Here is a 26,478-nt window from a genome sequence, read left to right as displayed (position 1 = left end):
GCTGCCCGGCGGTACGGCGCCGGCGGTTGCCTCGTCTGACCGCTGGACGGGTCCTACCAGCACCCTACCGGCCTTCCGCATCCGCCGCCGCCCGGCCCCCAGGCGGCGGCGCTAAGTCCCCGGCGGGCGCCGGCATTGCGGGGTGCGGTGCAGCGCCGGGTAAATTTGAGGGCATGAGCACCGAGCCCGGGACCAGCCCCGCACCCGCCCCAACACCCGGCCAGCCGCACTCCCCTGCCCACGGCTCGCGCATCCACGGCTGCCTGCTGGGCGGCGCGCTCGGAGATTCGCTGGGCTACGCCGTCGAGTTCGACAGCATTTCCGCCATCCGGGCCCGGTTCGGCCCCGCGGGCCTGCAGGATTTTTCCGCGCTCGACGCCGGCAGCCCGTTTTCGGACGACACGCAAATGACGCTGTACACCGCCGACGGCCTCCTCGAGGCGCTGGAATGGGCCAACGACGGCGTGGCGGCGGACATCAACGCGTGCCTGTGGCTCGCGTACCTGCGCTGGCTGGGCACCCAGGGCGTCGCCGTGCCGGCGTCGGCCCCGTTCCAGCCGCCGCGCTGGATCGATGCCCAGGATGTCCTGAAGAGCCGGCGCTCACCCGGCGACGCGTGCCTGAGCGGACTCGCCACGGGCGAGATGGGTACCGTGAAGCGGCCGGTCAATCCGGATTCGAAGGGCTGCGGCACCGTGATGCGGTCGGCGCCCTTCGGCCTGATCCCCCACCTCGAAGCGGAAACGGTCTATAAGCTCAGCGCCGATGCCGCGTCCCTGACGCACGGCCACCCCGCGGCACGGCAGAGCGCCGGAGTTTTCAGCCTTCTCATCCATGCCCTGTCCTCCGGCCACGGGCTGCGCGAAGCGGCGGAATCGGCCCTCGGGCAGCTGCTCGGCGGCATCCTGCGCAAGGGCGAAAATCCGGATCCGGAGGTGGTGGCACGGCTGGAGGCGGCCCTGCGGTTGGCCGGAGACCTGCCCGGCGGAGACGTGCTCAGCCCCGAGGGCCTGGTCGGCGAACTCGGCGAGGGGTGGGTGGCCGAGGAAGCCCTTGCCGTCGCGCTGTACGCCGTGCTGGCCACAGCCCCGGGAACCGGGACAGGAACGGGGACGGCGGACGCCGGCGCTGCCGAGGCCGATCCCGCCCAGGCCCACTTCCGTGCCGCGATCGCGCTGGCGGTGAACCACAGCGGGGACAGCGATTCAACGGCGTCGATCGCCGGGAACATCCTGGGCGCGTTCTACGGCGAGCGGTGCCTGCCGGCAGACTGGCTGGCGGCCCTTCAGGCGCCGGAGGTCATCCGGGGCATGGCGTCGAAGCTGGCCGCCGTCACTGGCTCATAGCTTCGGCCGGCAACACTCGGCCGGGCCCGTGCACGCCAGGTGTCGAGTCTCCGGCATTTGCGCAGCGCAGCCGGCTGCGCCCGGAAGCAGCGGCCCGGCCTGTCCGCGGGACATGCCCCGTACCGCCCCGCTGCGAAGGACATGTCCATCCCCGGCCGCTGCATCCTCAGGACATGCCCATTTCTGGCGGCTAGGACTGGGCATATTCCCACTTTGTCCACCCGTCAGAGCCTCCGGAGGACATGTCCGGTCGCCCCCGCTGCGAAGGACGTGTCCATCCCTGGCCGCGGCATCCTCAGGACATGCCCATCTCCGGCGGCGGCGACTGGACATATTGCCACTATGTCCACCCGTCCTAGCCTCCGGAGGACATGTCCGTCCCTGGCGGCCGCCTCGGCGGAACCCGACCGCTTCGGCGGAGCCCCGGCGCACCGGACCTAAGCGCCCCGAATCCTAGGCGCCGCGGAGCGAGATGTTGTTGCAGGCTTCGCAGACGTCCTCGGGGATGAGCCCGCGGCGCTGCAGGAAGCCGAAAATGGTGCAGCCGAGGCAGAACCCGGCGAAGGCCTCAAGGGACGCGGCGGCGATCAGCACGGCGAGCAGCACCCACGCCGCCGGCGCGAGGCCGGCGGCCAGCAGCACCGCCGACGCCGTCGACACGGCAGCGCCGATGCCCTGGGCGAACCGCTTGGGCGGTCCGGGAACGAGACGGGTCCGCCCAAGCCAGGGCGTCAGGACCTTGACCGAGAGCTGGGCTAGGGGCGAGATCCGGGGACCGAACAGCACGCGCAGCCAGAACCCGGCGGCGATGACGGCGAGCCCCCAGCCGAAACCGGTCAGCAGGGTCACGGCGGACAGCGCCACCACCAGGGCTGCGGTGATGCGGGCGGAGTACTCATTCACCGGGTTCGGAAACGCGAACACCCGATGCCAATCAATTCCGCGCGTCGCCGGTGCTGACTTCGCGGGCGCCGACGACGCCGAGTCCGCCGGCATTGACGCCGGCGGCGCTGACTTGGCCGGCGCTGTGGGGGCCTGTGCATCCGTGGGTTTGCTCATCCGCCAAGGCTACGAGCGGGCGCGCAGTGGGAGGAATGATTGTTGCGCCGTGTGACTGCCGGGTCAGGCAGGACCCGGGCAGAAAGGACCCGTCAGCCAGGACCGGATCAGGCAGGACCCGTCAGCCAGGACCGGGTCAGGCAGGTGCGGCAGCCAGATGTCCGCCGACCATCTGGAGGAATTCGCCCTCGGACAGGACCTCGATCCGTTGCCCGCGTTCGTGCAGTTCCAGGACGCGGCGCGCCTTGCCGGTCAACCGGCCGGAGCGCAGGTCCGCGGCCACAAACCCGTCGCCCACCACCAGAACGGTGGTACGGGCCGTCACCCGGCTTTCAGGCCTGGCGCCAAGCTCTGCGGAACGGACCTTTGCTTCGGGGCGGGGAATTGCCAGTTCGCCGGTGAACACCACGGTCTGGCCGAACAGCGGGTGGTCGGGGCTGGCGGCGGCGTTGGGGGCCGGGTTGGGGCCTTCCTCCGGCCAGCCGGCCACGAAGCGCCGGCCCGGGGGCGAGCCGGCGGTTCCCCCCGCGAGCGCCTCCATGGCGGCCAGGGTGGCCTTGGACAGCGGGTCGCGCCGGGGGTCGAACGCCGGCTGGTGGGACACCGTCAGGCCGAGGGACAGGTAAAGTTCCGAGATGCTTGCTGCCCCGTTGCGGGCCGCGATGTCGATCAGGATGCCGGCACAGGCGCGGGCGTCCTCGGCGGCATCGTGGTGGTTGAGCAGCGGGACCCCGGCCTCCTCGGCGGCGTAGGGCAGGGAATTCGACACCAGGGAGTAGCAGCGCCGGGACAATATCACTGTGCAGACGTAGTCGTAGGCGGGTCCGGACAGCCCGGACACCTCCAGGCCGGAGCGGATCACACCGAGATCGAACCCTGCATTGTGGGCCGCGAGCACGTCGCCGCCGATGAACGCGCCGATCTCCGGGAACAACTCCCCGAACCGCGGCAGTCCAGCCACCTGGTCCGGCCGGATGCCGTGGATCCGGACGTTGTGGGGATCAAATGTGTCATGGTTTTCCGGTGGCCGCATGAGCCAGGAGGCTTCCTCTACGACGACGCCGCCACGGACCTTGCTCAGGCCAACAGCGCACGGTGAACCGCGGAAGCCGTTCGCGGTCTCAAAGTCGATCGCCGTAAAGTCCAAAGTCACGGCCCAACTTTACCGCCCGCGGACGGACCCTCCCGCACCGGACCGGCCCGCGGGGCTCGGCCCCCGGGCCTGCAGCCTGCCGTCAAGTACCCTTAACAGGTGAACGTACTAGCAATGAGCGACCTCGCCGTGTCCGCCCTTGGCGGCGCCGGCCCCGTCCAGCCGCACCTGGCCTCCTTCCTGCCGGACTGGCTCAACCCCCAGGTTTTCCTGGCGAATCCGGCCTTCGCGCCGTGGGTGGTCCTGCTGGTCTGCGGCATCATCTTTGCCGAAACCGGGCTGCTGATCGGATTCTTCCTGCCTGGGGACTCCATGCTGTTCACGGCCGGGCTGCTCGTGGCCACCGGCACCATCCAGGTCAACATCTGGGTCCTGACCGCGCTGATCATCGTCGCCGCGATCATCGGCAACCAGGTGGGCTACCTGATTGGGTCCAAGGCGGGACCTGCCCTGTTCAACAGGCCCAACTCCAAGCTGTTCAAGCGTGAAAACGTGGATAGTGCGCATGCGTTCTTCGAAAAGCACGGCGGCAAGGCCCTGATCCTGGCCCGGTTCGTTCCGATCATCCGCACCTTCGTCCCGGTGATCGTGGGCGTCGCGCAGATGAGCAAACGCAAATTCTTCACCTACAACGTGATCGGCGCGGTGCTGTGGGGCGGCGGCGTCACCCTCCTCGGTTACCTGCTCGGGGACAAGGTCCCGTGGGTCAAGGACAACCTGGACATCATCTTCATCGCCATCGTGCTGGTCTCCGTGATCCCGATCGCCATCGAGGTTGTCCGCGGCACGATCGCCAAGCGCCAGGCCGAGAAGTACGGCACCGACGTCGTGGACGAATTCATCGAAGAGCACGAGCCGGAAGAAGAACGCCGGACCCCGTAGCGCAGCGCCGCAGTAAATGCAGCGCCGCGCCGCAGTAAATGCAGTGCCGCAGTAAATGTAGCGCAGCGCCTCAGTAAATGCAGTGCCGCAGTGAACGCAGCAGTTAACAAGGAAGGCGCCCCACCGAGTGGGGCGCCTTCCTTAGTCCTGAGCCTGGCCGGGCCGGCTACTTCCCGGCCAGGGCCTCGACGATGGCCGGCAGGAGCGCCCGGAACGCATGGCCCCGGTGGCTGATGGCGTTCTTCTCCTCAGAACTGAGCTCGGCGCAGCTGCGGTCCAGCCCGTTCGGCTGCAGGACGGGGTCATAGCCGAAGCCACCCTCCCCGCGCGGCTCCCGCAGGAGTGTCCCTTCCAGCTGCCCGTATTCCACGACTTCCCTGCTGCCGTCGGGCGAGGATCCGGGCACCGCCAGCGCTGCCGCGCAGACGAACGCGGCCCCGCGGTACTCGTCCGGCACGTCGGCCAGCTGGGCGAGCAGCAACTGCAGGTTCGCGGCGTCGTCGCCGTGCCGGCCGGACCAGCGGGCCGAGAAAATCCCGGGCGCGCCGCCGAGGACGTCCACAGAAAGCCCGGAGTCGTCGGCGATCGCCACGAGCCCCGTGGCCTCTGCCACCGCCCGGGCCTTGAGCAGCGAGTTTTCAGCGAAGGTTACGCCGGTCTCGGCGACGTCGGGGGCACCGACGGCGCCGGCGTCCACCACCTGCGTGTCGACGTCGAGCCCGGGAACCTGGCCGCGGAGCAGCTCACGGAGTTCCCGGAGCTTGCCTTTGTTGTGGGTGGCGAGGACGAGCCGCGGGCCCGGACCGTCGGCTTCCGGCCGGTCCGCGAGGGGCGTCTCCGTCACGGGGCCTCCGCCAGGGTGTCGCGCTGGATCGCGGCGAGCTGCTCCGTGCCCAGCAGCGCCAGGTCCAGCAGCTTGTTCAGCTCGTCGCGGTCGAACGGTGCGCCCTCGGCGGTGCCCTGGACTTCGACGAACTTGCCGGAGCCTGTCACCACGACGTTCATGTCGGTCTCGGCGCGCACGTCTTCGACGTAGGGCAGGTCGAGCATCGGGACGCCGTCGATGATGCCGACGGACACCGCGGCGATCGTGTCGATCAGGGGCTGGGCGTTGCGGGCGATCATCTTCTTCTCGCGGGCGAACCGGATGGCGTCGGCCAGTGCCACGTAGGCGCCGGTGATCGCCGCGGTGCGGGTGCCGCCGTCGGCCTGCAGGACATCGCAGTCCAGCACGATCGTGATCTCGCCGAGGGCCTTGGTGTCGATGATGGAGCGCAGCGAGCGGCCGATCAGCCGGGAGATCTCGTGGGTGCGGCCGCCGATTTTGCCTTTGACGGACTCACGGTCGGACCGGGTGTTCGTGGCCCGGGGCAGCATGGCGTACTCGGCCGTGACCCAGCCGCGGCCTTCGCCCTTGAGCCAGCGCGGCACGCCTTCGGTCAGCGAAGCCGTGCACAGGACCCGGGTGTTGCCGAACTCGATCAGGGCCGAACCCTCGGCCTGCTTGGACCAGCCGCGCGTGATGCTGATCGGGCGCAGCTGGTCGGGGGTACGGCCGTCGGCGCGGATGACGGGGACACTGGGAGCTTGGGAAGTCATGCCTTTAGCTTATCGACTCACCCGGTCCCAACCGCGCGGGCGGCCAGCGCGCGCTAGACGGTGTAGTGCACACCCGCGACGGCGACGGCCACGTCCTTGCCGAAGATCTCTTTGGCCTCGGCCATGACAGTGGTCGGCGACGTCCAGACGGGAATGTGCGTCAGCAACAGCCGGCGCGCGCCGGCGGCGACGGCGGCCTCCCCCGCCCGCTTGCCCGTCAGGTGCACGTCCTTGATCCCGTCGTCGCGGCCTTCCTCGAACGCCGCCTCGCACAGGAAAAGGTCGGCGTCGCGAGCGGCGTCCTCCAAGCCCGCGCAGGAATCCGTGTCCCCGGAGTAGCTCAGGACGCGGGTCACGGGCGTGCCGTCCTTGGCGGGCTCGGTGACCTCCACGCGGAGGGCGTAGGCCTCCTCAACGGGGTGGTTCACCGCGTAGGGCGTCACCGTGAACGGGCCGACGCTGACCGGCTTGCGCTCGGACCAGTTGCTGAAATCGAATTCCTCGTGCATGCCCGGATCCAGGTCCAGCCCGTAGGCCGTGGCCATCCGGTCGGCCGTCGCGGCAGGCCCCCACACCGGAATCCTGCCCCGTCCCCAGCCGCCCGGCTTCCAGCGCACGGCAACATGGAGCCCGCACAGATCCATGCAATGGTCCGGGTGCAGGTGGGTGAGGAAGATCGCGTCAATGTCCTCCAGGTCCGTGTAGCGCTGGATGGCGCCGAGCGCCCCGCTGCCGAGGTCCAGGACGATCTTCCAGTTCCGCTCGCCGTCGTTGGCGGTCAGCAGATAGCACGACGCCGGCGAGCCCGGCCCCGGGAAGGAGCCGGTACAGCCCACGATGGTCAGCTTCACAGCCGTGGTCCCCCGCCCGCGGATCCGCCCACAAAGTTGGAGATCCGCGGCCGTCCCGCGCCGGCCCGGGCGGCGGCGATCATTTCCGGGGTGATCCGGGCGAGGCTGCCGGTGGGGTACTGCGCCGCGACGTGGTCCACGTGGCGGACACTGAGGACTTCGGGGCCCAGGAAGCGCCGGGCGAGGTGCTCAAACTGGGCGGCGTCGCCGGTGGCGATGAAATTGTGCTCCGGCGCCGCGGTGTCCGTGCGCTCCAGGCCCCGGGAGGCCAAAGCCCGGTAGACGTCCTTGGCCGTCTCCTCGGCGCTGGAAACCAGCGTGACGTCCTCGCCCATAACGAAGGAGATCACGCCGGTGAGCAGCGGGTAGTGGGTGCAGCCGAGCACCACGGTGTCCACCCCGGCGGCAATGAGCGGTGCCAGGTAGTCGCGGGCGACGGCGAGCAGTTCCGGTCCGGTGGTAATCCCGGCCTCCACGTACGGCACGAACGCCGGGCAGGCCACGGACGTGATCTCCAGGTCCGGGGCCGCGGCGAAGGTGTCCTCGTAGGCGCGCGAGCCCACCGTGGCCGAGGTCCCGATCACGCCCACCCGGCCCGTCCGGGTCGCCGCGACGGCACGCCGCACGGCCGGCTGGATCACTTCGATCACGGGGATCCCGTACCGGGCCGTGTACCGTTCGCGGGCGTCACGCAGCACGGCGGCGGACGCGGAGTTGCAGGCGATGGTCAGCAGTTTCACGCCGGAATCCACGAGCTCGTCCATGACGCCGAGGGCGTTGGCCCGGACTTCGGCGATGGGAAGGGGGCCGTAGGGGCCATGCGCAGTGTCACCGACATACAGGATGGATTCGTTGGGCAGCTGGTCGATGATCGAGCGGGCCACCGTGAGGCCGCCGACGCCGGAGTCGAAGACGCCGATGGGGCGCGATGCCAACCCGGCATTTCCGGCGCTGCCCGCTGCGGTCTCCGCCGCAGCTGGCGCTGCCGGATCCGTATTTGATGCTGAAGTCATGATTATTCGAGGATAGGGCTTCACTACAGGCGCGGCCATCACATTGTGTCCTGCAACTCGTGTCTGATGGGTCACACGGGTTTCCGGCGGATGGGCAACGCGGGGAAGACCCCTGCTCATCGGTGGCAGCCTGCCGCTGTCCCCGCCCTGTATGCTATGGGCGCCGTCGAGATATCGGGGGCGACCGTCGTGCCCCCACGATGGACGAAACAGCGAAAGGACCGCATATGACATGCGACGGCTGCACGACGTCGTCACAGCTCGACTTCGATTTCAGCATGGCCTTCCAACCGATCTATGACGCCGTTGCTGGTCGCGTATGGGGCTACGAGGCACTGGTCAGAGGCTTGTCGGGCGAGGGGGCTTTTCACGTCCTGTCCAGAGTCGCACCTGAGCAAAAGTACCGTTTCGACCAGGACTGCCGCGTCAAGGCAATCGTGCTGGCATCGCGGCTGTTTCCTGCCGGTGAGGGCTTGATTCTCTCCATCAACTTCATGCCGAACGCGGTCTACGAACCGGCTGCGTGCCTTCGTGCGACGCTGCTTGCAGCCAGGCGTTGCAGCTTTCCGACGTCGTCGATCATGTTCGAGTTCACGGAGAATGAGGAGGTTTCCGACACTGCCCACCTCACGAACATCATCACCGAATACCGCAAGCATGGTTTCACCACCGCCATCGACGACTTTGGTGCCGGTCATGCAGGGCTGGGGCTCCTGGTCGATTTCCAGCCAGACCTGATCAAGATCGACATGAAGCTCATCCGAGGAATCGATACCAGCCCGGCCCGCCAGGCTGTCGTTGCTGGCATCGTCGGCATCGCCAAGGAGCTCGACATCACGGTGCTCGCAGAGGGCATCGAGACGGAGGCGGAGTTCCGGATTCTGAAGGAAGCCGGCATCCGCTTGTTTCAGGGATACTGGTTCGCAAAGCCGGCATTCGAGGAGCTTCCACAGATACAGTCCGTGCCTGTTTCTGACGCCACCGCTGTCGCTTAGCGGCCCTACCTATCGAGCGAGTGCACCATGGCCTGGACCAGCGACTCCTGCAGCCACGTGGTGAAGTTGTACACCAGGGCCAGGTAGCTTTCGACGTCCTCGGCCTGGGCCCAGTCCTGCATGAGGTGGATGTTGTCGGCGTCGGCATCATCACGGATGTCGAGGCGTTCGGCCAGCACCAGCCGGACATCGTTGAGCGCGGTGGCCCAGTGCCGGGCGTCGTCCGGGGTCAGGACGAGGTTGTCCCGGTCCAGGCTCAGTGCGGCCGCCTTCAGCGCGCCGATCTTGCTTTCGCGCAGCGACCGCTCGGTGTAACGACGGAACTCCAGGGAGGCGTCGTCGTCGTTCTTCATCACGTTCGGCAACAGCCGCCGCATGGCTCTGTCCGAGGGTTCGCGGGCTTCAGTGTCCAGACCCACCAGGGCCGCCAGCGGGTCCTCGTTGGCGCGCTGCTCCGGCTCCAGCATGGAAATGACGTCATCGAAAAGGCTGCGCAGAAGCTCCCGCTCGGCCGGCTCCAGATGGCCCTTGATGCCCTTGAGCCCGTACTTGAATGCCTTAGCCACGTTTTCCCTTGCCTTTGCCGGAACCGCCGGCGTTGCCGCCGGTGGCCTTTTCCACCGTCGCCCAGAGTCCGTAGCCATGCATCGCGACGGCGTGCTGCTCCACCTGTTCCTTGCTGCCGTGCGCCACGATCGAGCGGCCCTTCTTGTGGACCTCCATCATCAGCTTGTTCGCCTTAGCCTCCGAGTAGCCGAAATAGCTGCGGAACACATAGCTCACATAGCTCATCAGGTTCACGGGATCGTTCCAGATCACAAGGTTCCAGGGGACGTCCGGGGCGGTCAGGACGTCGCCGGACGTCACTGTTCCGGTCTGGGTACTCTCCCGTGTGTCGGGGCCGAGCGCAACGCTGAGGGTCATCTGTCCATTCTATGGGGATGCACACTAGAGTGAATTTGTGAGTACCTCCGCTGGCTGGGACCGTCCCCGCACGTCCCTGTACACAGACCACTACGAGCTGACCATGCTGCAGGGCGCCCTGCAGTCCGGCGCGGCGCACCGCAAATCGGTCTTCGAGGCCTTCGCCCGGCGGCTCCCGGACGGGCGCCGCTACGGCATCGTGGCAGGCACCGGCCGCCTGCTGGAGGGGATCGCGAACTTCCGCTTCGGCGAGCCGGAACTGGACTACCTTCGCCGGACCAAGGTGGTCAACGACCAGACACTGGATTACCTGGCCGGCTACAGCTTTTCCGGCGACATCTGGGGCTATCCGGAGGGTGAGGCGTACTTTCCGAACTCCCCCGTGCTGATCGTTGAGTCCACGTTCGCCGAGGCCTGCATCCTGGAGACCTACCTGCTCTCCGTGCTCAACCACGACTGCGCAATCGCCTCTGCCGCCTCCCGGATGATCTCCGCGGCCGGGACCCGCCCGTGCATCGAAATGGGATCGCGCCGGACGCACGAGGAATCGGCGGCCGCCGCTGCCCGGGCCGCGGTCATTGCCGGGTTCGACAGCACCTCGAACCTGGAGGCCGGATTGCGCTACGGGCTGAAGACGGTGGGCACGGCCGCCCATTCCTTCACGCTCCTCCATGACACCGAGCGGGAGGCCTTCGAGGCCCAGATTGCCGCCTTTGGGCCGGACACCTCCCTGCTGGTGGACACGTACGACGTCGAAACGGCCGTCCGCACCGCCGTCGATCTCGCCGGGGACAAGCTGGGCGCTGTCCGGCTGGACTCGGGCGACCTCGTGGCCCAGGCCCAGTGGGTGCGCCGGCTGCTCGACGAGCTCGGCAACGACCACACCAAGATCGTGGTGACCTCAGACCTCGACGAATTCGCCATCGCGGCGCTGGCGTCCGCGCCGGTGGACTCCTACGGCGTGGGCACCTCGCTCGTGACCGGGTCCGGGGCCCCGACGGCGAGCATGGTCTACAAGCTCGTCAGCCGCACCGACGACGCCGGCGATTTCATCTCCGTCGCCAAGGCCGCCAAGAACAAGGCCAGCAAGGGCGGCCGGAAGTACGCGCTGCGCAAGCTCAACGAGCGCGGGACCGCCACGGCCGAAATCGTCGGCGTCGGCCATCACCCGGAGGACGACGGCAACGACCGTCCGCTGCTGCAGCAGTTCGTCAAGAACGGCGAGCTCCTCCCCGGGTGGACGGGCCCGGAGGGGGTCCAGCGCGCGCGCCGGCGCCACGCGGAAACCATGCGGGAGCTTCCCGCGGTGGTCAACCGGCTCCAGCGCGGCGAGGCGGCCATCCCCACCATCTACGAGGAGGACTGAATGTCCCGCGCCCTGATCATCGTTGACGTCCAAAACGATTTCTGTGAGGGAGGTGCCCTGGCCGTCCCCGGCGGGGCAAGCCTGGCCGGGGAAATCAGCGAGTACGTTGACGCCCACCACGGCCAGTTTGACCACGTCGTGGCCACCCAGGACTGGCACATCGATCCGGGTGAGCACTTCTCGGAGAAACCCGATCTCGTGGACAGCTGGCCGCGGCACTGCGTGGCGGGCACCCGCGGGGCCGAACTGCATCCCGATCTTGATCCCGAACACATCCAGGCGTACTTCCGCAAGGGCCAGTTCGCCGCGGCGTACTCCGGCTTCGAAGGGCTGCTGGCCCCCGAGGACGAAATCCCCACCGGCGACCGCCAGCCCGGCGCCATGCCCGTTACCGGCTCCGGAGACTCCGACAACACAGTGAGTTCCTTCGCCGGCAGTGATTTCGCCGCCGGCGAGGACGCGATCGGACTGGACGACTGGCTGCAGAGCCACGACGTCGAGGACATTGTGGTGGTGGGCATCGCCACGGACTACTGCGTCAAAGCGACCGCTCTGGATGCCGTCCAGGCCGGCTACTCCGTCACGGTGCTGCGCGGCCTGACGGTCGGCATTGCCGAAGACCTGGACGATGCCGTGGCCGAGATGGAGCTCGGCGGCGTCGATGTCCTCTGAGCCAGTAGACTCGAAATCCTTGCCCCATCGCCAGTCTTGCCATATTGACAGACCCGTAGAACCCCGGAGTACACCATGAAGAAGACCCTGACCGTCCTGATTGCCGCCGGAGCGCTGCTCGGCGCGGCCGGCTGCTCTGCCACGCCGCAGCTGACCAACGAGGAAACCTGCGCCCGGGTCAAGACCGTGGTCTCCGCCCAGTCGGCCACATCGGACAAGACCGGCATGACCCGGGTCGCCAACCAGCTGCGGCCCATCAAGGCGGCGGCATCCGAGGACCTGCGGGCCCCGCTGCAGACCATCATCGAATACTTCGACGAGTCGGCCAAGCCCTCCCCGGACACCGCCAAGCTCGAGGACATGAAGGCCGACTACACCGCGGCAGGCCAGACCTACGGCCAGGTCTGCGGCGCCGGCCAGTAGCCGAAGCAAAGTTCACAGCAGAGTAAACAGCAGAGGGACCAGTTCACAGTGAACTGGTCCCTCTGCTGTTGCCCGGCGCCTATTGGCCTGAGCCCATAACCCCGGGCCCATAACCCCCGGGCCCATAACCCCGTGCCCATAACCGCCTGCGCGGGGCTACTTCCGGCCGATGAACCAGTCCTGGAGCTTGCGCAGACGGGTCTGCAGCTGTTCCTCGTTGGCCTGGGCGACGGCCGGGCCGCCGCAGACGGTCCGGAGCTTGGTGTGGATGACGCCGTGCGGGGTCCCGGTGCGGGCCGACCAGGCCGCCACGTTTTTGGCCAGCTCGGTGCGCAGGTCCATGAGCATCCGGTGGTCCGGCACGGCCGGGGCCGCAGCCGCGGCTGCCTCAGTCTGCGGGGAGCGCCTGTTCTTCCGGTTCAGCTGCTCGTGCTGGCGCTGGCGCAACAGCGTGCCGACCTGTTCAGCGTCCAGCAGGCCCGGGATCCCGAGGAAGTCGAGCTCGTCCTCCGAGCCCACCTCGCCGCCGGTGCCGAATTCGCCGCCGTCGAAGAGCACCCGGTCAAAGGACGCCTGGGAGTCGAGGGCCTCGAACTTGCCCTTCATCAGGGAATCGGAAGCCTTCTCCTCGCGGTTCGCCTCGTCCATGAGCGAATCCTCGGGATTGAAGAGGCCGTCGCTGTCTTCCTTCTCCGGGCGGTCCAGGGCGTGGTCGCGCTCGGCCTCCATCGAGTTGGCCAGGGCCATCAGCTGCGGCACCGAGGGCAGGAAGACCGACGCCGTCTCGCCGCGCTTGCGGGCACGCACGAAGCGCCCCACGGCCTGGGCGAAGAACAGCGGGGTGGAGGTCGAGGTGGCGTAGACGCCGACGGACAGCCGCGGAACGTCCACGCCTTCGGAGACCATCCGGACGGCCACCATCCAGCGCTTCTCGCTGGCGGTGAATTCCTCGATCTTGCTGGAGGCCTTGGCGTCGTCGGAGAGGATGACGGTGGGCGATTCGCCGGTGATCTTCTTCAGCTGGCCGGCATACGCGCGGGCGTCCTCGTGATCGGTGGCAATGACCAGGCCGCCGGCATCCGGGACGCTGCGCCGGACCTCGCTGAGGCGTTTGTCCGCGCCGGCCAGGACGGCGGGGATCCATTCGCCGGCCGGGTTCAGCGCGGTGCGCCAGGCCTGGGATGTGATGTCCTTCGTGACGGCCGACTCCCCGAGCGAGGCGGCCATCTCGTCCCCCGCGCTGGTGCGCCAGCGCATTTGGCCGGAGTACGCCATGAACATCACCGGGCGGACCACGTGGTCGCGCAGGGCCTTGCCGTAGCCGTAGGTGTAGTCGGCCTTGGAGCGCCGGATCCCGTCCCGGTCCTCGGCGTACTCCACGAACGGGATGGGCGAGGTGTCCGAGCGGAACGGGGTGCCCGTCAGGGAGAGCCGCCGGGCCGCCGGGTCGAACGCCTCACGGAGGCCGTCACCCCAGGACAGGGCCTCGCCGCCATGGTGGATTTCGTCCAGGATCACCAGCGTGCGGGCGGCTTCGGTCTTGGCCCGGTGCAGCATGGGCTTGCTGGCCACCTGGGCATAGGTCACGGCGACGCCGATGAACCCGCGGCCGTGCTGGCCGTCGGCATTCTTGAAGTTCGGGTCGATCGCGATGCCCACCCGGGCAGCGGCGTCGGCCCACTGGCGCTTGAGGTGGTCGGTGGGCGCCACGATGGTCACGCGGTTGACCACCCCGGAATCGATGAGCATGGACGCCACGCGCAGGGCGAAGGTGGTCTTACCCGCGCCGGGGGTTGCGACGGCGAGGAAATCCTTGGGGTGGGTGCTGAAGTAGCTGTCCAGCGCCTCTTGCTGCCAGGCGCGCAGCTTGGGGGCGGTGCCCCAGGCGGCCCGCTCGGGATAGGCGGGGGGAAGCGTGGGTCCGCCGAAAAGTGTCTCCGTCATTAAGGCGCCCTCCATCCGCGCATGGCTGCAGCCGACGGAGAAACCCAATTAAGCACAAAAACACCAATCTTTTTGGATGGACCGTAAGGCAGTACCCGGACAGCATGGACCGGCAATCAGGAAAGCAGAAAATCAGGGGCGCGACGACGCGCCGCCATAGGGAAGCGCCGTCCGAAGGCGGCTAACGGAACCTGTTGGTTCCGTTGATTGCCCTTACTTGTCGCCGGAGCCCTTGCCGCCGTCGTTTCCGGGGCGCAGGCCCTCGTAGACTTCCTTGCATTCGGGGCAGACGGGGAACTTCTGCGGATCCCGGCCCGGAGTCCAGACCTTGCCGCAGAGCGCGATCACCGGTTCACCGGTCAGCGCGGATTCCATGATCTTTTCCTTGCGCACGTAGTGCGAGAAGCGCTCCCGGTCACCGGGCTCAACTTCCTGGCGCAGTTCCTCGCGCTCGATCGTGGCCGTTGACGTCCCGGCTCCGGAGAGCTCGCGCATCGGATCGTTTTCGAGAGGATCGGTCATGCTAGTCATGACACCCATCTTAGCCGTTGGAAGGGCGCTGCCGGACCTGCGCGGTGCCGGCGGCGGGGCCTAGAGGCCCTGCCAGGCGGGTTTGTGGTCGTAGCTGTGGCGGTAGTAATCCGCCAGCCGCAGCGACGACGCCGCCGCCTCGTCCAGGAGGATGGTGGCGTGCGGGTGCAACTGCAGCACGGAGGCCGCACAGATGGCGGCGACGGGGCCCTCCGCGAGGTCCCGGACGGCCTGGGCTTTTTGCGCACCGGTGGCGATCAGGATCACGTGGCGGGCATCCAGGATGGTGCCCAGGCCTTGGGTCAGGACGTGGTGCGGCACGTCGGCCAGGCTGCCGAAAAACCGTGCGTTGTCCCGGCGTGTCTGCTCGATCAGGGTCTTGATCCGCGTCCGGGACGCCAGCGACGAGCCCGGTTCGTTGAACCCGATGTGGCCGTCCGTTCCGACGCCGAGGAGCTGAAGGTCCACTCCCCCGGCGTCGCGGATGGCGTCTTCATAGGCCCGGCAGGCCGCGGGGATGTCCGCCGCCGCGCCGTCGGGCACGTGGACGTTGGCCGGACTGATGTTCACCCGTGCGGTGAATTCGCGGGCGATCACCTCGCGGTAGGACTCCGGGTGGCCGGCCGGCAGCCCCACGTACTCGTCCAGGGCGAAGGCGCGGACCCGGCTGAAATCCAGTCCGGCGCGCTCGTGCCGCGCCGCCAGTTCGACATACACCGGCAGGGGCGTGGAACCGGTCGCCAGGCCCAGGACGGCGCCGGGCTTGCGGCGGAGAAGGGCTTCCACCGCATCCGCGGCAAGCGACGCGATCCGTTTGCTGCCGGGAAGGATGACAACTTCCATGATCCTGCCTTTACTGGCCTGCCTGGTGTCCGAGTCTGCGCACTCCCAGCATGCACCCGTCAGCGGTTGACGGCCAGTTGTGCCAGCAGCTCCGGCGCCCGCCGGTCCAGCCATGCTCCGCCGGTCCGGACACCGACGGCGAAGAGCGTGAGACCGAGCACGGGTCCGAGGGCCAGCGTGATCCAGCCCGGCACGGAGCTGCCGGTGATGAACTGCGCCGCCACGAGCGCCGCCTCGGGCGCCACGAGGACCAGCAGCACGGCCATGCCGCCGAACTGCACGGCGAGGGTCTGGGCCACGTTGCCCGGCGGCTTCTTGAACGGGCTGTCCCCCGGGAGCGGGACGCTCACCGTGTAGCGCGCCGAGATCACCGAGGCCAGGCCCAGGCCGGTGAAGAGGACGCCGAGGCTGAGGCCCAGGACCGCGGGCAGCTTGTCCCAGTCGCCGGTGAAGAAGAACGGCCCGACACTGAAGAGGACCGCCACCGGCAGCGCGAAGCTCAGGCACGCCAGCGCACGGCCGAGCCGGTCGTCGGCGCCGCGCACCCCGGTTGCCACGTGCAGGGCGAAGGCGGTGCTGTCATAGGAAACATCCGTGGAGATCGACCACGCCAGGAGGAAGGCCGTCAGCGGCCCGACGAACTGGAACGGGCCGTAAAACCCGCTCTGGCTGCCCTGGAAGAGGAACAGCACCGGCAGGAGCGGAACGACCACGAGCGCGCCGGCGTAGCGGGGATCGCGCAGCCAGTAGTACAGGGACCTCGCGGCGACGGCGGCGGCCGGTGTCGCCGGGAGCAGCCCGAACAGGCCCGTGCCGCCGGTCCGCCGCTTGGATGTCCCGGCGTAGGGCGGGGTCACCAGGGCGCGCTGCAGCAGGAGTTTCCACGCCAGGGCCAGGCCCGCCAGGGTGGCCGCGGCGATGAGGAATTTCACGGCCGCGGCCGCGTAGCTGCCGGCAGCCAGCTCGCCGCCGAGCGAGAAGGCCGCCCCGGCCGGCGTCCAGGACAGGGCCCGGGCCAGGCCGGTCAGGAAATCGCCGGAACCGGCGATTCCCCTCGCGATGCCCGCCACAATGGGCCCCGTGAGCACGAGCGGGATGAGGAAGGCGACGGAGCTGATGTCCTTGAAGCGCCGGGAGCTTGCCAGTCCGGCCGTGGCCGTGGTCACGACCTTGGAGAGAACGATGCAGCTCAGCACGCCCAGCACGGCACCGACGAGGGCGCCGGCTGCGGCCGGCAGGCTGCGGGACCAGGTGCCCACCGTGGCGAGCGCAACGAGTGAGGTTGCGAGACCCGGTATGCCGATCAGGCCGCCGAGCGCCAGCCCGGCCAGCAGCTTCGGCATGGGGACGGCAAAGGTGGTGAACCGGGCAGGGTCCAGCGTCATGTCCGCGGCGGAGACAGCGACGGGAATGATGGCCCAGCCCAGCAGCGCCGTGGCGCCGCCCAGGACCACCACGGTCTGGGCGAGTTCAATCTCCACCCCGCGCAGGACGAACAGCCCGGCAACGCAAACAGCCACGATTCCCAGGGCATACAGGGCGCCGATCCCGAGGCCCACCAGCTGCCACGGGCTGCGCCGGACGCTGTTGCGCAGCAGGGTCAGCTTGAGCCTCAGAAGGTGCGCAACCATTCCAGCCCTTCCGTGTGGTTCCGGCCGCCCACGAGCTGCACGAAGCGGTCCTCGAGGCTGGCGCCGGCGCGGACTTCCTCCACCGTCCCGGCGGCGAGGACCCGGCCGCCCGCGACGACTGCGACATGATCGCACATGCGCTGGACCAGGTCCATGACGTGGCTGGAGACGATGACCGTTCCGCCCGAGGAAACGTAGCGGTCCAGGATGTCGCGGATGTTCGCCGCGGAGATCGGGTCCACCGATTCGAACGGCTCGTCGAGGACCAGCAGCCGCGGGGCGTGGATCAGCGCCGAGGCCAGCGCGATCTTCTTGGTCATGCCGGCGGAGTAGTCCACCACCAGCGTGCCGGCGTCATTGGCCAGGTCCAGGGCAGCGAGCAGTTCCGCCACCCGGGACGCCACCATCTCCCGGTCCATCCCGCGCAGCAGGCCGGCATAGGTGACCAGCTGCTCGCCGCTGAGGCGGTCGAACAGCCGGACGCCGTCGGGCAGGATCCCCATCAGCTTCTTGGCCTCCAGCGGATGCTGCCAGACGTCGACGCCGTGGACCAGCGCGGTGCCGAAGTCCGGGCGCAGCAAGCCGGTCGCCATCGACAGGGTGGTGGTCTTACCGGCGCCGTTGGGCCCGACCACCCCGTAGAAGGACCCGGCCGGAACGTCCAGGCTGATGCCATCGACGGCGATTTTGTCGCCGAAGCGCTTGGCGAGGCCAAGCAGGGACAAGGCAGGCACCTGCAGGACAGCCGCCGGCGGCGAAGACGGACCGGGCGGGGCTGGCTGTCCCTGCTGGCCAGGGGGTTGGAATGTCATGACGCCAGACTAACCGCCGGACGGCGCGAAAAGGATAGTCCGCAAGGCGTACGTTTTCACTCGCGGGAACCGCGCAGCTGTTTCTGGAATAAATGCCGGTTCTGGAATGGATGCCGGTTCTAGAACGAATGCCGGGGCATGGCGCGCTCGTACTGCGGCGGCCACGCGAGGTCATGGCCGAGCTCAAACGCGGCCCGCAGCCACCAGTGCGGATCCCGCAGGGCGGCACGGGCGATGAACACGCCGTCCGCCTGGCCGGTGGCCACCGCGTGTTCGGCCTGCCCGGCGGACGTCAGGAGTCCCACCGTGCCGGTCCTGACCCCGGTTTCGCGCCGGATCCGTGCGGAGAACCCGGTCTGGTAGCCCGGGCCTACGGGAATCTGCTGGTGGGCCACGGCCCCGCCGCTGGAAACGTCCACCAGGTCCACCCCGCGCTCGGCGGCGGCAGCAGCCATCCGGACCGAGGCGTCGGCCTCGATCCCGCCCGGCGCCCAGTCCGAGGCCGAGATCCGCAGCAGCAGGGGCATGGAGTCCGGGATGACGGCGCGGACGGCGTCCACCACGGCAAGCGTCAATCGGTTCCGGCCCGCCTCGTCCCCGCCCCAGCGGTCCGTGCGGTCGTTGACCAGCGGGCTTTGGAACTGGTGCAGCAGGTAGCCGTGCGCGCCATGGATTTCGATCGTGTCGAACCCGGCATCGACGGCCCGCACGGCGGACGCGGCGAAATCGGCGATCACGCCGTCGATCTGCGCTTCCGTCATGGCCGACGGCGGCGCGTAGCCGTCGAATGCGCCGGTGCCAGGACCCACGGTGTCCCAGCCGCCCTCGGACGCCGGCACGCTGCCCACCTTGCCGGAGAACGGCCAGTAGGAGGACGCTTTCCGGCCGGCGTGCGCCAGCTGGGTGCCGATCTTGGTCTCCGCGGTGCCGTGGCGGTGCACGAAGGCGGTGATGCGTTCCCAGGCCGCGGCCTGGTCGTCGTTGTAGAGTCCGGCGTCGCGGGGGCTGATCCTGCCCGCGGCGTTGACGGCGTTGGCCTCGGTGAGGACCAGGGCCGCTCCCCCGGTGGCAAAGGAGCCCAGATGCATCAGGTGCCAGTCTGTGGGCACGCCCTCGCCCGTTTCGGGGTCGCAGCTGTACTGGCACATCGGGGACACCCAGCCACGGTGCTGCAGCCGCAGTGACCTTAGATCCAGCGGCGCAAAGAGTGCCGATCCCACTAGAACAGCACCCGGGCCAGCCCCTGGCGGGCCTTGGCGACGCGCTCGTCGCCGGTGCCGACGACGTCGAAGAGTTCAAGCAGCCGGACCCGGGCGGTCTCCCGTTCCGGGCCGAAGTTGCGGCCAATGAACGTCACGATCCGGCCAAGGCCGTCCTCGATGTGGCCGCCGGCGATATCCAGGTCCGCAACCCCGAGCTGGGCCTCGAGGTTGTCCGGTTCGTCGGCCGCGAGCCGGCGCAGGGCATCTGCCTCGGGCCCGGAGAGGGCCTGCAGGCGATCCATCAGTTCCACCTGCGCCAGGCCGGCCTTGGCCTCCGCGTCGGCGGGCATCTCGTTCAGGGCCTGCCGGTAGGCGGCGGCCGCGGCCGCGTAGTCGCCGGCCTCGATCGCATCGAACGCCGCCTGGTGCAGCGGCGGCAGCGGCGGCGCCTCCGGTTCCGCGCCAACCGGGCCGCCGGCGCCGATCCGTCCGGTCACGCCGTTGGTGGCCGCGACCTTGAGAAGTTCATCGAACAGGCTGCGTACCTGCTGTTCGTCCGCGCCTCCCTGGAAGAGCGGCACGGGCTGGCCTTTGACCACCGCGACGGCGGTCGGCACGGCCTGCACCTGGAAAGCCTGGGCAAGTTCCGGGAACACATCGATGTCCGCGGCCCCGAGGACCAGCCGGCCGTCGTAGCTCTCGACGATGCCTTCGAGGACGTCCACCAGCTGGCCGGAGCCTGGCGAATAGGAGGCCCAGAGGGCGATCACCACAGGCACCTGGGCCGAGAGGTCCACGAGCTCCTGGAAGTTGCCCTCGGTCACATCCACGCGCAACGGCCGGCCTGCGTGGTCGGCCGGGCCGGATGCCGGGGCCGCCGGGGCACCGGCAGAACCGGCGGAGCCCGCCGGGCCCGGGACTGCGGCGCCCGGACGGGCAGGTCCCGGAGAACTCGGTGCCGGCCGCTGTTTCAGGGCGGAGAGATCGACGGCGCCGCGCAGGTTCAGCGGGCTGGCGGCAACTGGCGGGACCGGGCGGGAAGCTGGCGTAGTCATAGCTCCACTCTAGCCATTGAAGTCCCGACCGGCGCCACCATGCCCGCCGGCCAAGGCTACTTGAAGGACGCCCCGACCAGGCCGCGGGTGGCGGCCACGAGCTTCATCGGGTCCGTGGAACCGGCCGGCGGAACATAGACAGCCACGGACTCTGCGAAGTCCAGCACCATGCCGGTGCTGGTCTCCTTGCCGCCGGCCAGGGCGGCCGCGTCGTCGCCGATGGTGAGCTTGTCCCCGTCAGCCTTCGGAGTGCCGTCGAACGAGAAGTTCAGCCGTCCCAGGACCAAGGCCCCGCCGTCAGCGGTTCGGAACACGACAGTGTTGTCCGCGGCCGCCTTGTGCGTGAAGGCGAAGGTGCCGTTGACGCCTGATTTGACGACGTCGGCCTGGTAGGCGAGGGTGTCCGCGATGTACGGGGAGGACTGGCCTTCGACGAGCTTGTCCTTGAAGGTGGAGTCGGCCTTGGTCAGGCGGTCACCGAGCCCGGCGAGGGCTTCGTCGCCGCTGTACGCGAGCCCGGTCTTGTCCGCGGGCGCCAGCGTCTCCGTACCGGCCCTGCCGATCCCCGGGAAGGTGGCACCCGGCTGCAGCGGGGTGCTGCTGACCAGCTTGTAGTTATCCCGCGGGGAGTCCTGGGTCAGGGTCAGCAGCTGCGGGACGACGTTGCCCTCGCCCTGCGTCACGGCCATGACCGAGCGCGGCCAGCTGCGCTTGTTGGTGACCACCGTGGTCAGCAGCTTGGTGGAGCGGACAGGCATGCGGGCCTCGTAGGAACCGACCTGCGAGCGGATCTTGTAGTTCTGTGTGCGCACCTGGAGTTCGGACTTGGCCACCCGCGGCGCCAGCTTGGCGGCGTCCTTGGCAGCGTCTCCTGCATCGACGGCACCGGCAACCTGTTCCAGGACGCGGCGGAACTGCGCGTCCAGCAGCACCGGCGCATCGCCGGTCTGGCCCTCACTGCCCGGGGTCGCGGCGTCTGAGGCCGGGGCACCGGAGGCGGGAGCACTGGGCGGCGGGGCGGGAGTCTGGCTGGCCTGGGCGGCCACTGACGTTCCGGCGACGGCGGCGGCGGTCAGCACTGCCACCACGATGCCGGAACGGCGCACCGTGCCGGAGCCCTTCTTCTGGCCAGCTGCTGCTTTCTCCGGCGCTGTTTTTTCCGGGCCTGTTTTCTCCGGCGTGGCCGGCTGCGGTGCAGTTTCGGGTGCGGGGGTGCCGGGTGCGGCAGGATCCTGGGTGCTTTCCGTCGAGCCGTTGTCCCCGCGGCGTGCCGCGGCCTTGGCCTGCGCGCGGCGGGCGAACGTGCTGCCGCCGCTGGTGCCGCCCCCGGTGCGGTTGCCTGACTTCGGCTTGAGGACCAGCAGCGCCCCGCCGGCGATGATCAGCAGGCCGCCGAGCACCATGAGCGGAATGGCCCAGGGCGTGGAGGTGTCGTTCGGGAAAGTCATCGTGATGGAGCCCGGGGCGGTCTTGGTGCCGTCCGCGGCGAGGAGCAGCGACCAGTCACCGTCGGCCGGCGCGTTCCACGAGTAGTCCATTTCGCCGGTGGCGTTCTCGGTGGTGACCCAAAGATCCGATCCGGCGGGCGACGGCGCGGTAGCTTCGCCGTCGGTATGCGTCAGCTGCAGCGCCTTGCCGTCCTCGGAGACGCCGGCGACGGTGTTGTGGGCCGTCTTACCCACCCAGGCGTCGACGTCGTCCGGGCGTCCCGCGGCCAGCAAGAAGGCCCCTTCACCCTTCACCGTGATCTTCACGGTCCCGGGGTGCAGAGTCTTCAGCTTCTGGTCGAAGACGGTCAGCGGCGCGGCGGTGCCGGTCGGAGCGGTGGCCGTAATCGTCTCCGGGGGAGCCCAGAACGTCTTCTGGCCAATCCCGGCCAGGAGTGTCAGGAGGCCAAGCAGCACCAGGGCGACTGCAGTCTTGAAACGCAAAATACTACCTATCATCAGCGGACAGTTAGCTTCAATAGTAACCATTTTGTTACCCGCGAGTCAGATCGGGGACCCGGACGGCCCCCGGCGGCGGTGCCCCCGGGGGCGTTCTTCCCCTCTGGTGACAAGCCTGCTGATAGTGTTTGCGGTGATCATCACACCAGTGCCGCCAGTGTGGCGCAGCAAGGAATTAAGGGCATTTAACGCAGTGACTGAACATACGGATTCGTCCTCCGCCGGACCAGAAGAAGCGCAGGAATCCGACAGCCAGGAACCCGGCCCCGAACAACCCGTTTCCAGTCCCCGGCCTACAACCTCCCGGCCCCGGATTGCCGCGGCAAATGTCCTTCTGTCCGCGGCCCGGCGCCTGCGCCAGCCCCTGCCCGGAGCCCAGCCGAGAATCCGCTTCGAGATGCCCCCGGAGCATGAGGCCGGGGACGCGGAGACGTCCGCGGCCGATGCCCGCTTCGGCAGTCCCGGTCCGCGCATGTCGGCCCAGCACCCCTTGTACATGGGCTTCATGGGCACGGTCGGCGTCGGCTTCGCCCTCCTGGTCTACTGGATCGGATCAAATACGACGCAGCTGCTTTTGTGGATCATCACGGCACTCTTCATCACCCTCGGCCTGGACCCGGTAGTGCGGTGGCTCGAACACCGGAATGTCCCCCGCGCCGCCGGCATCCTCCTGTCCGTGTCCACCCTGGCACTGGGCGTCGCCGCATTTTTCGCCACCCTGATCCCCACGATCGTGCAGCAGGTGACGCAGATCGTGCAGCAGGCGCCCAAGTGGGTCCAGGACTTCATTGACTCGGACTTCTTCCGGAGCATTGACAGCCAGTTCGGCATCCGGGACCGCATCAGCCAGGAGCTGGAGAAGTTCGTCAACAACCCGGACGCCATGGGCGGCATCTTCGGCGGCGTTGTGGGCTTCGGCTCCACCGTGGCAAACGGGATCTTCGGCGCACTGATCGTGCTGGTCCTGAGCCTGTACTTCCTCGGCGCCCTCCCTGCGATGAAGAAATGGGGCTACCGGCTCGCGCCGCGCTCACGGCGGGCCCGGGTAGAAGCCCTGTCCGAGGAAATCACCGGTTCGGTGGGCAACTACGTGATCGGCCAGGCCGCCGTGGCAGTGCTGAACGCGACGTTCGCGTTCATTGTGATGTCGATCATCGGAGTGCCTTTTGCAACGCTGCTGGCGTTCGTGGTGGCCCTGCTGGCCTTCATCCCCCTCGTGGGCGGCATGATTGCCGGGTGCTTGGTGACGCTCGTTGCCCTAACCGCCGGCTGGCAGACCGCGCTCGTCTTCGCTATCTGCTATTTCGCGTACCTCCAGTTCGAGGCCTACTTCATCTCTCCGCGGATCATGCAGAAGGCCGTGGCGGTCCCCGGCGCCGTCGCCGTCATCTCCGTGATCGCCGGCGGCAGCCTCCTGGGCGTCCTCGGAGCCTTGATCGCCATTCCCACTGCGGCGGCCATCATGCTGCTGGTCAAGGAAATCCTCATCGCGCGCCAGGACAGCCGCTGACGGGGCTCCCCTGTCGGGTTTTCGCACTGAGACAGGACAGCCGCACCGTGGTCCACGGTGCGGCTGTCCTGTTTCAGTGCGATTTTCTCTTTTTGCGCCGTTGGCGGCTCAGGCGTGTGCCGTGGCGACCGGTCCGTCCCATTCCTGCGGCAGCACCGTTTCGGCACCGCCTGTGGCGCCGCCGGGGATGACCTCGTCCACGATTTCGTTGAGAACCCGCCCGGCGTACTTCTCCCCCACCCACAGGTGTTTGGCGCCGTCGACCCCCACCACCTGCGCCTGCGGCACCAGCGCGAACCTCGCGGCCGCAGCCGCCGGCTGCAGGTAGTCGTCGTGCTCGGGGACCAGGACCTTCAGCGGCTTGCCGGCCTCGGCCCATTCCTTCAGGTGCACGTCTGTGGCCCGGTGCAGCGGGGGCGAGAGCAGCACAGCCCCCTCGATTTCCGAGGCGACGGGCTCGGCGGCGCCGTACATCAGGGCCAGCTCGGTGCCGAAGGACCAGCCGACCAGCCACCGGTTCGGCAGGCCGCGGTCCACGGCGAACTGCACCGCGGCCTCGACGTCGAGACGCTCGCCTATGCCTTCCTCGAAGGCTCCCCCGCTGGTTCCCCGCGGCGATGAGGTGCCGCGTGTGTTGAAGCGCAGGACGGCGATTCCCGCGAGGGCGGGCAGCCGGTAGGAGGCCTTGCGGTAGACGTGCGAATCCATAAAGCCGCCGTGCGTCGGCAGCGGGTGCAGCGTGATGAGTGTTGCCTTGATTCCGCCGGTTTCCGGGACGGCGAGCTCGCCCACCAGCCGGTGCCCGTCCGACGTGCGGAGTTCGACGTTCTCGCGGCGGGCCGGCAGGACCGTGGAGGCACGGATGGCAGTGGGAGCAGAGGGCTGGGTGAAGACGTACGACGCGGGATCAAAGCTCATGCTGACCAGCTTAGCGATACCGGTAGCTCCGCGAAGTCCAGCAGTTGCTGTGCCAGTGCCGCCGCTCGGCGAGACCCGCGGCGGCGCCAAAGAGGTGGTCCTCGGACCAGACCACCAGGTGGGCGATTCCCGGCAGAACGGCGGTTGAGCAGCCCGGGCAGATGTAGGTCTTCTCGGCGCGGCCCGCGGTGATGGGGCGGACCATCCATTCGCCGTCCGGTGCGCTCTCCCGGCGGGCGAAACCCGAGCGGGCGCGCTCCAGGTCAAGTTCCGGTGCCGGGCCGTGCTTGGCTCCGGCGGCTTTGCTCTTGCCGGGCACTGTGCCCTTGCCGGAGCCTGTCTTCGCAGAACCGGCGCGGCGGGGTCGGTTGGAACGGGGCATGCCTCCATTCTGCCCCAGTCCGGCTGCCGCTCATTGCCGCCCCGCCAGGCCGCCGCCCGCGCAGGCGGTAGAGTTGACCGGGTGCGTTTAGTCATAGCCCGCTGCTCCGTTGATTACGTCGGCCGCCTCAAAGCCCACCTGCCGCTGGCCACCAGGCTGTTGCTGGTCAAGGCCGACGGTTCGGTCCTGGTCCATTCCGACGGCGGGTCCTACAAGCCGCTGAACTGGATGAGCCCTCCTGCGTCCCTGCGGGTCTCCACACCGGATGAGGTCGACGTCGAGGTCGGCGTCGTCGAACAGTGGACGGTCCAGTCGGCCAAGACCGATGACCGGCTCATCATCAACATCCACGAGCAGCTGCACGATACCTCCCACGAACTGGGCCAGGACCCCGGCCTGATCAAGGACGGCGTCGAGGCGGACCTCCAGCGGCTCCTGGCCGCCCAGATCGAACTGCTGGGCACCGGGTTCTCGCTGATCCGCCGGGAGTACTTCACCGCGATCGGCCCCGTGGACATCCTGGCCCGGGACGCGGACGGCGCCACCGTGGCCATTGAGCTCAAGCGCCGGGGCGACATCGACGGCGTCGAGCAGCTCACCCGGTACCTGGAACTGCTGAACCGGGACCCGCTGCTGGCCCCGGTCCGGGGAATCTTCGCAGCCCAGCAGATCAAGCCGCAGGCCAAGGTCCTCGCCAAGGACCGCGGAATCGACTGCGTGACCCTGGACTACGACGCCATGCGCGGCGTTGACGACAGCGAATCCCGGCTCTTCTAAGCACCCCGCAGCAGGCTTTCCGTGGCGGCGATTCGCGTTAAGACGTTCTTTGCACAATTTTTATGCAATTCTTCCGTTCGCCCGTTGACCTGACGCAAGTGTCATGAAATTCTTATACGAGTCTTTGTGTAGGTGTTTTTTCATGCTCGCAAGACATGTTGCGAGCGTGAAGCTCCTGCCGCCACGGTCCGTGAATCCGGTTCCGTTGCCAAAGGTTCTTCTCGCAGAGTGACCAAGTCCGGTGCGAAGTGCGCCGGATTTATTCAAGATCCACAATGAGGAGAAACAAATGGCTCAGGGAACCGTCAAGTGGTTCAACGCAGAAAAGGGCTTCGGCTTCATCACCCCGGATGACTCCGATGGCGATGTCTTCGTTCACTACTCCGAGATCCAGACCGGTGGCTTCAAGACCCTCGACGAGAACCAGCGTGTTCAGTTCGAGATCGGCCAGGGCGCCAAGGGCCCCCAGGCCACCGGCGTAACGCTGGTCTAGTCTGCCGTCGGGAAGTGCTTTAGGGCATTTCCGGCACCAGGAATGATCCCCGGCATTTGTGCCGGGGATCATTTTTTGTGCATTCTTGGGCGCGGCGTTTCAGCTTGTCCGCATTGGCCCGGATGCATTCTTCAGCCGAATTCCGCACTAA

The 26,478-nt window shown here is 68.3% G+C and carries 27 protein-coding genes; 9 read left to right on the top strand and 18 right to left on the bottom strand.

The window, feature by feature from the left end:
* The first annotated feature begins 173 nt into the window (after window positions 1-173).
* Window positions 174-1,346 (top strand): ADP-ribosylglycohydrolase family protein, encoded by a 1,173-nt coding sequence (locus AC1DDH_RS08390; RefSeq protein WP_476873168.1) that lies wholly within the window; start codon window positions 174-176, stop codon window positions 1,344-1,346.
* 453 nt (window positions 1,347-1,799) lie between these two features.
* Here AC1DDH_RS08390 and AC1DDH_RS08385 read toward each other — a convergent pair whose 3' ends face one another.
* Both AC1DDH_RS08385 and AC1DDH_RS08380 read right to left on the bottom strand, forming a co-directional pair.
* Window positions 1,800-2,342 carry a DUF4395 domain-containing protein gene (locus AC1DDH_RS08385; RefSeq protein WP_476955250.1) on the bottom strand — a complete coding sequence of 181 codons (543 nt, stop codon included), beginning with the start codon at window positions 2,340-2,342 and terminating at the stop codon, window positions 1,800-1,802.
* A 199-nt stretch (window positions 2,343-2,541) separates the two neighbouring features.
* Entirely contained in the window at window positions 2,542-3,558 is a 1,017-nt protein-coding gene (locus tag AC1DDH_RS08380) for a 3'-5' exonuclease (protein WP_476955223.1), read from the bottom strand.
* Between the two features lie 114 nt (window positions 3,559-3,672).
* On the opposite strand from AC1DDH_RS08380, the gene AC1DDH_RS08375 reads away from it, so the two are divergent.
* Complete coding sequence (locus AC1DDH_RS08375; protein WP_476849009.1) at window positions 3,673-4,440, top strand: VTT domain-containing protein; 768 nt, start codon at window positions 3,673-3,675, stop codon at window positions 4,438-4,440.
* Window positions 4,441-4,606: 166 nt separating this feature from the next.
* Here the strand turns inward: AC1DDH_RS08375 and rdgB are convergent, their stop codons facing one another.
* From rdgB to murI, 4 genes are read right to left on the bottom strand one after another with little or no spacing between them, the layout of a single operon-like run.
* Window positions 4,607-5,284 (bottom strand): RdgB/HAM1 family non-canonical purine NTP pyrophosphatase, encoded by a 678-nt coding sequence (gene rdgB / locus AC1DDH_RS08370; RefSeq protein WP_476955222.1) that lies wholly within the window; start codon window positions 5,282-5,284, stop codon window positions 4,607-4,609.
* Window positions 5,281-6,039 carry a ribonuclease PH gene (rph, locus tag AC1DDH_RS08365; RefSeq protein ID WP_028276043.1) on the bottom strand — a complete coding sequence of 253 codons (759 nt, stop codon included), beginning with the start codon at window positions 6,037-6,039 and terminating at the stop codon, window positions 5,281-5,283. The genes rdgB and rph overlap by 4 nt, the downstream gene beginning before the upstream one ends.
* 53 nt (window positions 6,040-6,092) lie before the next feature.
* A complete protein-coding gene (locus AC1DDH_RS08360; protein ID WP_223915988.1) occupies window positions 6,093-6,890 on the bottom strand; it encodes an MBL fold metallo-hydrolase in 798 nt (265 codons plus the stop codon).
* Window positions 6,887-7,903, bottom strand: a complete 1,017-nt coding sequence (gene murI / locus AC1DDH_RS08355; protein WP_374706737.1) for a glutamate racemase — start codon at window positions 7,901-7,903, stop codon at window positions 6,887-6,889. The genes AC1DDH_RS08360 and murI overlap by 4 nt, the downstream gene beginning before the upstream one ends.
* A 227-nt stretch (window positions 7,904-8,130) precedes the next feature.
* On the opposite strand from murI, the gene AC1DDH_RS08350 reads away from it, so the two are divergent.
* Window positions 8,131-8,898, top strand: coding sequence for an EAL domain-containing protein (locus AC1DDH_RS08350; RefSeq protein WP_476955221.1), 768 nt, complete (start codon window positions 8,131-8,133; stop codon window positions 8,896-8,898).
* Window positions 8,899-8,903: 5 nt separating this feature from the next.
* Here the strand turns inward: AC1DDH_RS08350 and AC1DDH_RS08345 are convergent, their stop codons facing one another.
* Both AC1DDH_RS08345 and clpS read right to left on the bottom strand, forming a co-directional pair.
* Window positions 8,904-9,464 carry a DUF2017 domain-containing protein gene (locus AC1DDH_RS08345; RefSeq protein ID WP_223915995.1) on the bottom strand — a complete coding sequence of 187 codons (561 nt, stop codon included), beginning with the start codon at window positions 9,462-9,464 and terminating at the stop codon, window positions 8,904-8,906.
* A complete protein-coding gene (clpS, locus tag AC1DDH_RS08340) occupies window positions 9,457-9,822 on the bottom strand; it encodes an ATP-dependent Clp protease adapter ClpS (protein WP_018775730.1) in 366 nt (121 codons plus the stop codon). The genes AC1DDH_RS08345 and clpS overlap by 8 nt, the downstream gene beginning before the upstream one ends.
* Before the next feature lie 37 nt (window positions 9,823-9,859).
* Here clpS and AC1DDH_RS08335 point away from each other — a divergent pair, with 37 nt between their 5' ends.
* The 3 genes from AC1DDH_RS08335 (at window position 9,860) to AC1DDH_RS08325 (ending at window position 12,283) form a co-directional block, all read left to right on the top strand.
* Window positions 9,860-11,188 (top strand): nicotinate phosphoribosyltransferase, encoded by a 1,329-nt coding sequence (locus AC1DDH_RS08335; protein WP_476858822.1) that lies wholly within the window; start codon window positions 9,860-9,862, stop codon window positions 11,186-11,188.
* Window positions 11,189-11,860: an isochorismatase family protein gene (locus AC1DDH_RS08330; RefSeq protein ID WP_230008660.1), complete on the top strand. Its 672-nt coding sequence runs from the start codon at window positions 11,189-11,191 to the stop codon at window positions 11,858-11,860.
* Window positions 11,861-11,935: 75 nt separating this feature from the next.
* On the top strand, window positions 11,936-12,283 hold the full coding sequence (locus AC1DDH_RS08325) for a hypothetical protein (protein WP_223915998.1): 348 nt from the start codon (window positions 11,936-11,938) through the stop codon (window positions 12,281-12,283).
* Between the two features lie 156 nt (window positions 12,284-12,439).
* Here AC1DDH_RS08325 and AC1DDH_RS08320 read toward each other — a convergent pair whose 3' ends face one another.
* From AC1DDH_RS08320 to AC1DDH_RS08285, 8 genes are all read right to left on the bottom strand, one after another.
* Complete coding sequence (locus AC1DDH_RS08320) at window positions 12,440-14,227, bottom strand: DEAD/DEAH box helicase (protein ID WP_079554437.1); 1,788 nt, start codon at window positions 14,225-14,227, stop codon at window positions 12,440-12,442.
* 213 nt (window positions 14,228-14,440) lie between these two features.
* On the bottom strand, window positions 14,441-14,758 hold the full coding sequence (locus tag AC1DDH_RS08315; protein WP_370122952.1) for a DUF3039 domain-containing protein: 318 nt from the start codon (window positions 14,756-14,758) through the stop codon (window positions 14,441-14,443).
* A gap of 60 nt (window positions 14,759-14,818) precedes the next feature.
* Window positions 14,819-15,601 carry a glucosamine-6-phosphate deaminase gene (nagB, locus tag AC1DDH_RS08310; protein ID WP_476955220.1) on the bottom strand — a complete coding sequence of 261 codons (783 nt, stop codon included), beginning with the start codon at window positions 15,599-15,601 and terminating at the stop codon, window positions 14,819-14,821.
* 59 nt (window positions 15,602-15,660) lie between these two features.
* Window positions 15,661-17,232, bottom strand: coding sequence for a transporter (locus tag AC1DDH_RS08305; protein WP_476955219.1), 1,572 nt, complete (start codon window positions 17,230-17,232; stop codon window positions 15,661-15,663).
* Complete coding sequence (locus tag AC1DDH_RS08300; RefSeq protein WP_476857511.1) at window positions 17,214-18,044, bottom strand: ABC transporter ATP-binding protein; 831 nt, start codon at window positions 18,042-18,044, stop codon at window positions 17,214-17,216. The genes AC1DDH_RS08305 and AC1DDH_RS08300 overlap by 19 nt, the downstream gene beginning before the upstream one ends.
* Before the next feature lie 119 nt (window positions 18,045-18,163).
* Complete coding sequence (locus AC1DDH_RS08295) at window positions 18,164-19,264, bottom strand: NADH:flavin oxidoreductase/NADH oxidase (RefSeq protein WP_230008676.1); 1,101 nt, start codon at window positions 19,262-19,264, stop codon at window positions 18,164-18,166.
* Window positions 19,264-20,301 (bottom strand): co-chaperone YbbN, encoded by a 1,038-nt coding sequence (locus AC1DDH_RS08290; protein ID WP_476955218.1) that lies wholly within the window; start codon window positions 20,299-20,301, stop codon window positions 19,264-19,266. The genes AC1DDH_RS08295 and AC1DDH_RS08290 overlap by 1 nt, the downstream gene beginning before the upstream one ends.
* 56 nt (window positions 20,302-20,357) lie before the next feature.
* Window positions 20,358-22,247, bottom strand: coding sequence for a hypothetical protein (locus AC1DDH_RS08285; RefSeq protein ID WP_476955217.1), 1,890 nt, complete (start codon window positions 22,245-22,247; stop codon window positions 20,358-20,360).
* Window positions 22,248-22,440: 193 nt separating this feature from the next.
* On the opposite strand from AC1DDH_RS08285, the gene AC1DDH_RS08280 reads away from it, so the two are divergent.
* On the top strand, window positions 22,441-23,757 hold the full coding sequence (locus AC1DDH_RS08280) for an AI-2E family transporter (protein ID WP_374706739.1): 1,317 nt from the start codon (window positions 22,441-22,443) through the stop codon (window positions 23,755-23,757).
* Window positions 23,758-23,865: 108 nt separating this feature from the next.
* Here the strand turns inward: AC1DDH_RS08280 and AC1DDH_RS08275 are convergent, their stop codons facing one another.
* Window positions 23,866-24,675 (bottom strand): alpha/beta hydrolase, encoded by an 810-nt coding sequence (locus tag AC1DDH_RS08275; RefSeq protein ID WP_476946926.1) that lies wholly within the window; start codon window positions 24,673-24,675, stop codon window positions 23,866-23,868.
* A gap of 10 nt (window positions 24,676-24,685) precedes the next feature.
* Window positions 24,686-25,057, bottom strand: a complete 372-nt coding sequence (locus tag AC1DDH_RS08270) for an ATP/GTP-binding protein (protein WP_476848852.1) — start codon at window positions 25,055-25,057, stop codon at window positions 24,686-24,688.
* 81 nt (window positions 25,058-25,138) lie between these two features.
* Between AC1DDH_RS08270 and nucS the strand changes: the two genes are divergently transcribed.
* Together nucS and AC1DDH_RS08260 are read left to right on the top strand one after the other, a co-directional pair.
* Entirely contained in the window at window positions 25,139-25,834 is a 696-nt protein-coding gene (gene nucS / locus AC1DDH_RS08265) for an endonuclease NucS (RefSeq protein WP_026266819.1), read from the top strand.
* Window positions 25,835-26,123: 289 nt separating this feature from the next.
* On the top strand, window positions 26,124-26,327 hold the full coding sequence (locus AC1DDH_RS08260) for a cold-shock protein (protein ID WP_011692441.1): 204 nt from the start codon (window positions 26,124-26,126) through the stop codon (window positions 26,325-26,327).
* Window positions 26,328-26,478 lie beyond the last annotated feature (151 nt).

This window comes from Arthrobacter sp. 10T425 (assembly GCF_056393985.1).
The sequence above is the reverse complement of the archived record's forward strand: the minus strand, read 5'-3'. Positions and strand labels throughout refer to the sequence as shown.